General features: G+C 63.7%; 10 protein-coding genes. All 10 read left to right on the top strand.

Annotated elements, in window-relative coordinates:
* Positions 1 to 214 precede the first annotated feature (214 nt).
* The 10 genes from HX855_RS25515 (at position 215) to HX855_RS25560 (ending at position 7432) form a co-directional block, all read left to right on the top strand.
* A complete protein-coding gene (locus HX855_RS25515) occupies positions 215 to 487 on the top strand; it encodes a DUF2282 domain-containing protein (protein ID WP_169387734.1) in 273 nt (90 codons plus the stop codon).
* Positions 484 to 912 (top strand): DoxX family protein, encoded by a 429-nt coding sequence (locus tag HX855_RS25520; RefSeq protein WP_177089783.1) that lies wholly within the window; start codon positions 484 to 486, stop codon positions 910 to 912. The genes HX855_RS25515 and HX855_RS25520 overlap by 4 nt, the downstream gene beginning before the upstream one ends.
* A 45-nt stretch (positions 913 to 957) precedes the next feature.
* Positions 958 to 1725 (top strand): alpha/beta fold hydrolase, encoded by a 768-nt coding sequence (locus HX855_RS25525; protein WP_177089782.1) that lies wholly within the window; start codon positions 958 to 960, stop codon positions 1723 to 1725.
* Positions 1726 to 1752: 27 nt separating this feature from the next.
* Positions 1753 to 2025, top strand: coding sequence for a hypothetical protein (locus HX855_RS25530; RefSeq protein WP_177089781.1), 273 nt, complete (start codon positions 1753 to 1755; stop codon positions 2023 to 2025).
* Positions 2026 to 2122: 97 nt separating this feature from the next.
* Entirely contained in the window at positions 2123 to 2974 is an 852-nt protein-coding gene (locus HX855_RS25535) for a DUF692 domain-containing protein (protein WP_177089780.1), read from the top strand.
* Positions 2971 to 3747: a DNA-binding domain-containing protein gene (locus HX855_RS25540; RefSeq protein ID WP_177089779.1), complete on the top strand. Its 777-nt coding sequence runs from the start codon at positions 2971 to 2973 to the stop codon at positions 3745 to 3747. Before HX855_RS25535 ends, HX855_RS25540 begins: the two co-directional genes overlap by 4 nt.
* Positions 3748 to 3751: 4 nt before the next feature.
* Positions 3752 to 4288, top strand: a complete 537-nt coding sequence (locus HX855_RS25545) for an alpha/beta fold hydrolase (RefSeq protein WP_177089778.1) — start codon at positions 3752 to 3754, stop codon at positions 4286 to 4288.
* Between the two features lie 92 nt (positions 4289 to 4380).
* Positions 4381 to 5745: an MFS transporter gene (locus HX855_RS25550; RefSeq protein ID WP_177089777.1), complete on the top strand. Its 1365-nt coding sequence runs from the start codon at positions 4381 to 4383 to the stop codon at positions 5743 to 5745.
* Between the two features lie 75 nt (positions 5746 to 5820).
* Entirely contained in the window at positions 5821 to 6951 is a 1131-nt protein-coding gene (locus tag HX855_RS25555; protein WP_177089776.1) for an MFS transporter, read from the top strand.
* A gap of 43 nt (positions 6952 to 6994) precedes the next feature.
* Positions 6995 to 7432: an MEKHLA domain-containing protein gene (locus HX855_RS25560; protein WP_177089835.1), complete on the top strand. Its 438-nt coding sequence runs from the start codon at positions 6995 to 6997 to the stop codon at positions 7430 to 7432.
* Positions 7433 to 7509 lie beyond the last annotated feature (77 nt).

The following is a 7509-nucleotide window of genomic DNA, read 5'->3' on the forward strand; positions in this document are numbered from 1 at the left end:
CAAGCCCGCTCGCCACAACAGCCCAGCTCACCACAATGTTGGCTGTGTATCAGACTGTGTATCTGCACCCCTCTGATACACCGGCATGAATAGAAGGAGGGAACAGGACACAGACGGGATACACCCCTGGCTTTAAATCTGTCTACCAGATGGCGCAGGTGGTCACCCACCGCAACGCGCCCTGGCCACATTCAGTCAAGCCAGGAGATTCACCATGAAGCGCCACTACGCGGCCCTTGCCGCCACCCTCGCACTGTCCCTCGGTGCCTTCGCCGCCACTGCCCATGCCGATGAGGCCAAGCCCCAGGAAAAATGCTTCGGCGTGTCCCTCGCCGGTGCCAACGATTGTGCCGCCGGTGCCGGCACTTCCTGCGCCGGTACCGCCAAGGCGGATTACCAGGGCAACGCCTGGGTGCTGGTGGACAAAGGCACCTGCACCCAGATCAAAACCCCCAAAGGCTTCGGCAGCCTGACGGAACAACCATGATTGCCCTGGCCCCTGCGGTGCTCAAGCGTGTGCTGCCTGAGGCGCTGCTGTTGCTGGTAGCTCGGGTGGGTATTGCTTCGGTGTTTTTCCTCTCGGGCCGCACCAAGGTGACCGGTTTTCTGCAGCTCAAGCCGTCGACCTACACCTTGTTCCGCTCGGAATACGCCTTGCCGCTGGTGCCGCCGGAATGGGCCGCGCACCTGGCGACTTACGCCGAGCATCTGTTCCCGCTGCTGCTGGTGCTCGGCCTGTTGACCCGCCCGGCCGCCGCCGCGTTGTTGGGCATGACCCTGGTGATCGAGGTGTTCGTGTACCCCGACGCCTGGCCGACCCACCTGACCTGGGCGGGCCTGCTGCTGCCGCTGCTGGCGTATGGCGGTGGGGCCTGGTCGCTGGACCGCGTGTTGTCTGGCCAATGCCGTTAACCCTTTCACAACCATGATCAGGCCCCAAGGCCTGTGGAGAGTCGCATGCGTATTCTTTCTTCCCTGGCGATCGCCATGGCACTCGCTACACCGTTATTGGCCTCGGCTGCCGAGGCGCCCCGCGACCAGCCAGGCGCCGGCAAAAGCGTGGTGATCGTGCCCGGTTCCTTCGTCGACGGCTCCGGCTGGCGAGTGGTGCACGACATCCTGATTCACAAGGGCTACAAGGTCACCGTGGTGCATCAGGGCCATGAAAGCCTGGCCGCCGACGTGGCCGAGGCCCGCGAAGTGCTGGAGCAGCAAGTCGGCCCGGTGGTACTGGTGGGTCAAAGCTCCGGCGGCGGGGTGATCTCGATTGCCGGTGACCGCGACAAGGTCAAGTCGATGGTCTATGTCTCCGCCCTGCAACCGGAAGTCGGCGAGAACATGAGCCAGTTGCTGTCGTCGATGCCGGCACCGAGCAATGACGTCAAGCAGACCCGCGACGGGCATCTGTTCTTTGACCGCGCCAAATACAACGCCGATTTCGCTGCCGACCTGACCACCAATCGCACCGACTTCATGGCCGCCTCCCAGGTACCGGCCACCACCGCGCTGTTCGGCGGCACCATCTGGGCTGCGGCCTGGCACAAGAAACCGACCTATGCCGTGGTGTCCACCGAAGACCGTGCCCTGAGCCCCGATCTGCAGCGCTGGATGTACAAGCGCGCCGGCTCAAAAGTCACCGAAATCAAAGGCAGCCACTCGGTGTACATCTCCCAGCCTGAGGCTGTGGCGAAGGTCATCGAAGACGCTGCATCCGTCATCAAGTAAACCCCACCCCCCCCAGGAGTATTACCCATGAGCACGTCCATCAAATCCCGTTTGAGCCTTGCCGCTGCGGCCGCCCTGATCGCCATGGCGTCTGCATCCTTCGCCGCTGCCGCCAGCGCCGCCGACCAGCCGGAGCAACCAGGCCGCTGCTACGGCGTGAACAACTGCAAGGGCGAAAGCCTGTGCGCCACCGCCAAGAACGATTGCAAAGGCCTCAACAGCTGCAAGGGCCAGGGCGTGGTCGTCAAGACCCCGTCCGAATGCCTGAAGCTGGGCGGCACCACCACTGAGCCGAAGTAAGGTCGTAATGAACACGCGGGGTGCCTGGCGTCCCGCGTTGTTTTCAGGTTTTTCGCGAGCAAGCTCGCTCCTACAGTTTTATAACGGAGACCGTGTGATGCCGACATCCAATCCGCGTTTTTCGGGCTATGGCCTGGGGTTGCGCAAGGAGCACTACGGTGAGTTCCTGGAGACCCCGGTGGCGGTGGATTTCGTTGAAGTGATCTCCGAGAATTTCATGGTCGCGGGCGGCCAGCCCCGGCATATCCTGCGCCAGATTCGTGAGCGGTACCCGGTGGCGCTGCACGGGGTGTCGATGTCGATCGGCACGGCCGAGGGCCTCGATCGCGATTACCTGAAGCGCCTCAAGTCGCTGGTGGACGAGGTCGAGCCGCTGTTTGTGTCCGACCACCTGAGCTGGTCCCGCAGTGGCGGCTTCAACGCCCATGACCTGCTGCCGGTGCCGTATACCGACGAGGCCCTGGACCGGGTCTGCGCCAATATCGACATGGCCCAGGACGTGTTGGGCCGCACGATGCTGTTTGAAAACCCGTCCAGCTACCTGGCCTTCGACGGCGCCTCCATGAGCGAGTGGGAATTTATCGCCGCCATGTCCAGGCGCACCGGCTGCGAGCTGTTGCTGGACGTCAATAATGTGTTTGTCAGCGCCAGCAACCATGGCTTTGACGCCCTGGCGTTTCTCGACGGGATTCCGGCCGAACGGGTCCGGCAGATTCACCTGGCCGGCCACAGCCAGGGCCGCGATTTGCTGATCGACAGCCATGACAGCCCGGTGTGTGACGGGGTCTGGGATCTGTATGCCAAGGCCGTTGCCTTGCTCGGCCCGGTCGCCACGATGATCGAACGCGACGACGAGATTCCGCCCTTGGCCGAGTTGCTGGAGGAGCTGTCGATCGCCCGCATGCTGGGCGCTTCCGAGGCCTACAAACGTGCGCAGGTGGGTCGATGAACCTGGCGCAGTGGCAGCAGGCCTTTCACACCTGGCTGGTGAGTGCGTCAGACGAGTCCGCCCGGGTGCTTGGCAACAAAACCGCCGGCCTGGCGGTTTACCAGAACAACTACCGCGCGCAACTGGTGGGTTGCCTGGAGCAGGCGTTTCCCCACCTGCGGCGCTGGGTGGGGGATGAGGCGTTTCTGGCCGCGGCCATCCGCCATATCGACCGGCATCCGCCCCATGCCTGGACCCTGGATGCCTACCCCGAAGGCTTCCACTTGACCTTGGGAGAACTGTTCCCCAACAACCCCGATGTGCATGAACTGGCGTGGATCGAGTCGTCCCTCAATGAGGCGTTTGTGGCCGCCGATGCCAGCCCGTTGCCCATGGAGGTATTGGAAGCGGTGGACTGGGACACGGCACGCCTGCAACTCACGCCGTCGCTGCGCTGCCATGGGCTGACCACCAACGCCGAGGCGATCTGGTCGGCGTTGTGGCAGCAAACGCCGGCACCCGAGGCGGTGATGCTGGCCGAGGCCGGTGGGTTGCTGGTGTGGCGGCGGCAGTTCACGTCGCGCTTGCGGCAGGTCGATGCGCTGGAATTCCAGGCGCTGGCGCACCTGCAAGGCAACGGCAGTTTTGCCGGGCTGTGCGAGTTTCTGGTGGCGCGCCTTGGGGAAGAGGAGGGCGTGGCGAAAGCCGGTGAACTGCTGGCCGGCTGGATCGGCAGCGAATTGATTGTGGGGGTCGTTGAAGACCTTTCTGTGTTGCATTTTTCGGAGCTATAACACCATGCCTTTTTTCAATCGTCGTCGTTTTCTGATGTCCACCGCCATTGCCTCGGCCGTGCTGTCCTTGCCGGCCATGGCGATGCCTGCGGGTGGGGTGGTCCACCAGGTCAGCACTGATTTGCTGGACATCGGCTATTACGAAGCCGGGCCGGAGGCGGGGCGGCCGATCCTGTTGCTGCATGGCGCGGACGGCGACCTGGAGCGCTTTGCCGGGGTGGTGCCGCAGTTGGTGGCCCAGGGCTTTCGGGTAATCGTCCCGTTCCTGCGGGGCCATGGCACCACCACGCCGCTGGACAAGGCTGCGCCCGTCAGCACCCAGGAAGTGGTGCTCGGCCAGGACGTGCTGGACCTGATGAATGCCTTGCACATCCCCGAGGCCGTGCTCGCCGGGTTCGACCTCGGTGGTCATGCCGTCACGGCCGCAGCCACCTTGCGCCCGAGCCGTTGCGTGGCGCTGGTCACCGTCAACAGCGCGCCGCAGCCCGCCCTGGCCGAGGTGCTGGTGCAGATGGTGCGGATGGGCAAATGGCGTACCTGAATATGAATATTTGGACAGTCGCGCAATTGCCCGCTGAAAAAAAAGGTCGCAGCCCGTAATCTAGAAGCCTTTGCCACGTGTGCGGATTGTCCATGTCTTCAGTAGCTGATGGGTTGCCCAGTGATAAACGTTTAGCGGCGGTGGTCGCCATTTCCCTGGGGATCGGCATGGCGACCCTCGACACGGCCATCGTCAACACGGCGTTGCCCACACTGGCGGAAGGCATTGGTACCGATTCCGCCTCGGTGATCTGGGTGGTCAACGCCTACCAGTTGGCAACCATCGCGGCGGTGCTGCCTTTCGCTTCACTGAGTGATGTGGTCGGCCACCGCCGGGTATTTCTCGGCGGCTTGCTGGTGTTTGTGGTGGCGTCACTGTTTTGCGGGCTGGCCTGGTCGCTGCCGACCCTGACCGCTGCCCGGGTGGTTCAGGGTTTGGGCGCAGCGGCGATCATGAGCGTCAATATTGCGCTGTTGCGGCACATCTACCCGGCAAAAATACTCGGCCGGGGGCTGGGGTATAACTCGCTGGTGGTGGGGCTGGCGTTTACGCTGGGGCCCACTGCGGCGTCGGCGATTTTGTCGGTGGCCACCTGGCACTGGCTGTACCTGATCAACCTGCCCCTGGGCGCATTGGCCTTGTGGCTGGGGGTGCGCTCGATTCCGGTGATCCCGATTACCGGGCATGCCTTTGACCGGCTGGCGGCGATCCTCTGTGCCGGGTTGTTCGCCCTGTTGGTGCTGGGCCTGGGGTCGGCGGTGCACGGTGCGCAGGCGGTGTTGACCCTCGGGTTGATCGCCGTGGCGTTGCTGTGTGGGGTGTTGCTGATCCGGCGTCAGGCCGGGCACCCGGCGCCGATGCTGGCGGTGGATTTGTTCAAGCGCCCGCTGTTTACCCTGTCGGCCCTGACCGCGATCTGCGCGTTCAGCGCCCAGGGCCTGGCGTTTGTGTCGCTGCCCTTCCTGTTGCAAACGGTGCTGGGCCACAGCCAGGTGGCCACCGGGTTCCTGATGACGCCGTGGCCGGCGGTGGTGGCGGTGATGGCGCTGATCGCCGGGCGCCTGGCAGATCGTATCTCCCTGGCGCTGCTGTGTGGCATTGGCCTGGTGATGCTGAGCGCAGGCATGGCCTCGCTGGCGACATTGGGCAATGACGCGTCGACCTTTGATATCGGCTGGCGCATGGCCCTGTGTGGCGCCGGCTTCGGTTTCTTCCAGTCTCCCAATCTCAAGGCGATCATGACCAGCGCGCCCATCGCCCGCAGCGGCGGGGCCAGCGGGATTGTGGCCACGTCTCGGTTGATGGGGCAGACACTGGGGGCTTCGCTGGTGGCGCTGTGTTTCCACCTGTCCCTGAGCAGCGGCCCGCAGTATGCGTTGTGGCTGGGTTGCGGGTTCGCATTGGTGGGGGCGGTGGCCAGTGGTTTGCGCCTGATGCAGGACGGCACCAAGGTTTAATCATGTGGGCCTTGTAAAGCATCGAGGTAGACGGCTACCGTGGCCGTCTAAATAATTCTGAATGTTTCAGCTTTTATGTCTGATCTGGCCCAACGCAGTGCTGATGCCCACTCCCGCCGTGCCGCGCTGACCCTCGGCCTGTGCCTGCCGAGCGATGTGTTGCTGTACCTGGTACTGCCTATGGAGTCCCAGGCGTTCGGTATCACCCTGGCCCAGGCCGGGGTATTGCTGGCGGCCAACCGCCTGGTGCGGATCTTCGGCTACAAGCATGTTCTGAATTTCTACGCCCGTAACGGCGATCGCCTGACGTGCTCCATCGCTGCCGGTGCGGCTGCGGTGTGTGCCTTGGGCAACTCCATGCTGTCCGGTTTTGCCGCCTTGCTCGGGTTGCGGCTGATTTGGGGCCTGTGTTTTGCGGCGTTGAACCTTTCTACTCAAGTGTTGGCCACCTCCGAACCGCTGGGGGCGGCGCGCCGGGCGGGGCGCTCGCGGGCGTTGATCGCCTTGGGGCCAATGCTGGCGTTGCCGTTGGGTGGATGGCTGACGCTACAGGTGGGGCCGCGGCCGATCTTTTGGATCCTGTCGGCGTGTTGCCTGGTGGGCTTGTGGATGGCGCGGGGGTTGCCGACGGCCGGGCACAATTTGCATGGCACGCCGGGGCGACGCTTCAAGCTGCCGGACAGCGTGGCGACCTGGTCGTTTATCGAAGGCGTGGCGCTGGATGGGCTGTTTATCTTTGGCCTGTCGATCCAGGCGCAGAAGATGCTGGGTGGCAATGCGGTGCTGATCGCCGGTGGCCTGATGGCCCTGCGTTACGTGTCGGAGTTGCTCCTGAGCCCGCTGGGCGGTCGGGCTGCGCAGCAGTTTGGGGCCACGTCGATGTTGTTGGTGTTTTCCTTTCTCAGCGCGCTGGCGCTGGGGGCGTTTGGCAGCCACTGGGTGATTGTCGGTGCGGCGGCGGTGCTGGTGTTGCGGGCGTTGCAGTTGCCACTGGTGACCACCTTGGTGGCGGAGCGCAACCCGGGGGCCATGCGGGTGTCGGCGTTGGCCTCGAATGCTGTGTGGCGGGATGTGGGCGCCGGGCTTGGGCCTTTGCTGGCGGGGTTGTTGTTGCCGGTGGCGTCGGCGCCTTGGGTGTTTGGCGTGGCGGGGGCGGCGATTGCGGTCAGTGCGGTGTTCTGCTGGCGGGCGAAGGTTTCGACTTGATGATGTGAGGTTGGGTGTGGCTTTTGACGATGGGTTTGTGCGGTTGCTGGATGAGGCTTATCGGCATTGGACCGGGCAGGGGTTGCCGGCGCCTGAGGGGTTGGGGCTGGAGGAGCGGCTGGTCTGGTTGCATGAGCAGGCGCCCTATAGCTTGCTGGCCCATGATGGGGCGGCTGATCCGCGGTTTATCTATGTGAATGAGTGTGCGCTGGGGTGCTTCAAGTATCCGCGTGAGGCGTTTATTGGTATGCCTTCGCGGTTCAGTGCCTCGGAGCTGGATCGGCCGGCGCGGCAGGTGTTGATGGAGCAGGTTGGGGCCAAGGGGATTGCTCATGGGTACAGCGGGTGGCGGGTGGATGCGCAGGAACAGGCGTTCATGATCCATGAAGGGGTGGTTTGGAATTTGTTGGGTGGGGTGGGGCAGGCGGCTTTGTTTTGGCTGGATGAGCGGGGGGTGGGGGCTTATCCGTTGTTGCGGTAATGGCGGTTTTTTGTGTACATATCCATTCCTGCGGCTGTGTACATATCCATTCCTGCGGTAACGGCGGCTTATGGTTC

Origin of the sequence: Pseudomonas sp. IPO3778, assembly GCF_013386825.1 — a bacterium.
Lineage (GTDB): Bacteria > Pseudomonadota > Gammaproteobacteria > Pseudomonadales > Pseudomonadaceae > Aquipseudomonas.

Bases quoted from the DNA above. Each gene is read 5' to 3' on its own strand.
- HX855_RS25515 (WP_169387734.1), top strand. From the start codon at position 215: ATGAAGCGCCACTACGCGGCCCTTGCCGCCACCCTCGCACTGTCCCTC.
- HX855_RS25520 (WP_177089783.1), top strand. From the start codon at position 484: ATGATTGCCCTGGCCCCTGCGGTGCTCAAGCGTGTGCTGCCTGAGGCG.
- HX855_RS25525 (WP_177089782.1), top strand. From the start codon at position 958: ATGCGTATTCTTTCTTCCCTGGCGATCGCCATGGCACTCGCTACACCG.
- HX855_RS25530 (WP_177089781.1), top strand. From the start codon at position 1,753: ATGAGCACGTCCATCAAATCCCGTTTGAGCCTTGCCGCTGCGGCCGCC.
- HX855_RS25535 (WP_177089780.1), top strand. From the start codon at position 2,123: ATGCCGACATCCAATCCGCGTTTTTCGGGCTATGGCCTGGGGTTGCGC.
- HX855_RS25540 (WP_177089779.1), top strand. From the start codon at position 2,971: ATGAACCTGGCGCAGTGGCAGCAGGCCTTTCACACCTGGCTGGTGAGT.
- HX855_RS25545 (WP_177089778.1), top strand. From the start codon at position 3,752: ATGCCTTTTTTCAATCGTCGTCGTTTTCTGATGTCCACCGCCATTGCC.
- HX855_RS25550 (WP_177089777.1), top strand. From the start codon at position 4,381: ATGTCTTCAGTAGCTGATGGGTTGCCCAGTGATAAACGTTTAGCGGCG.
- HX855_RS25555 (WP_177089776.1), top strand. From the start codon at position 5,821: ATGTCTGATCTGGCCCAACGCAGTGCTGATGCCCACTCCCGCCGTGCC.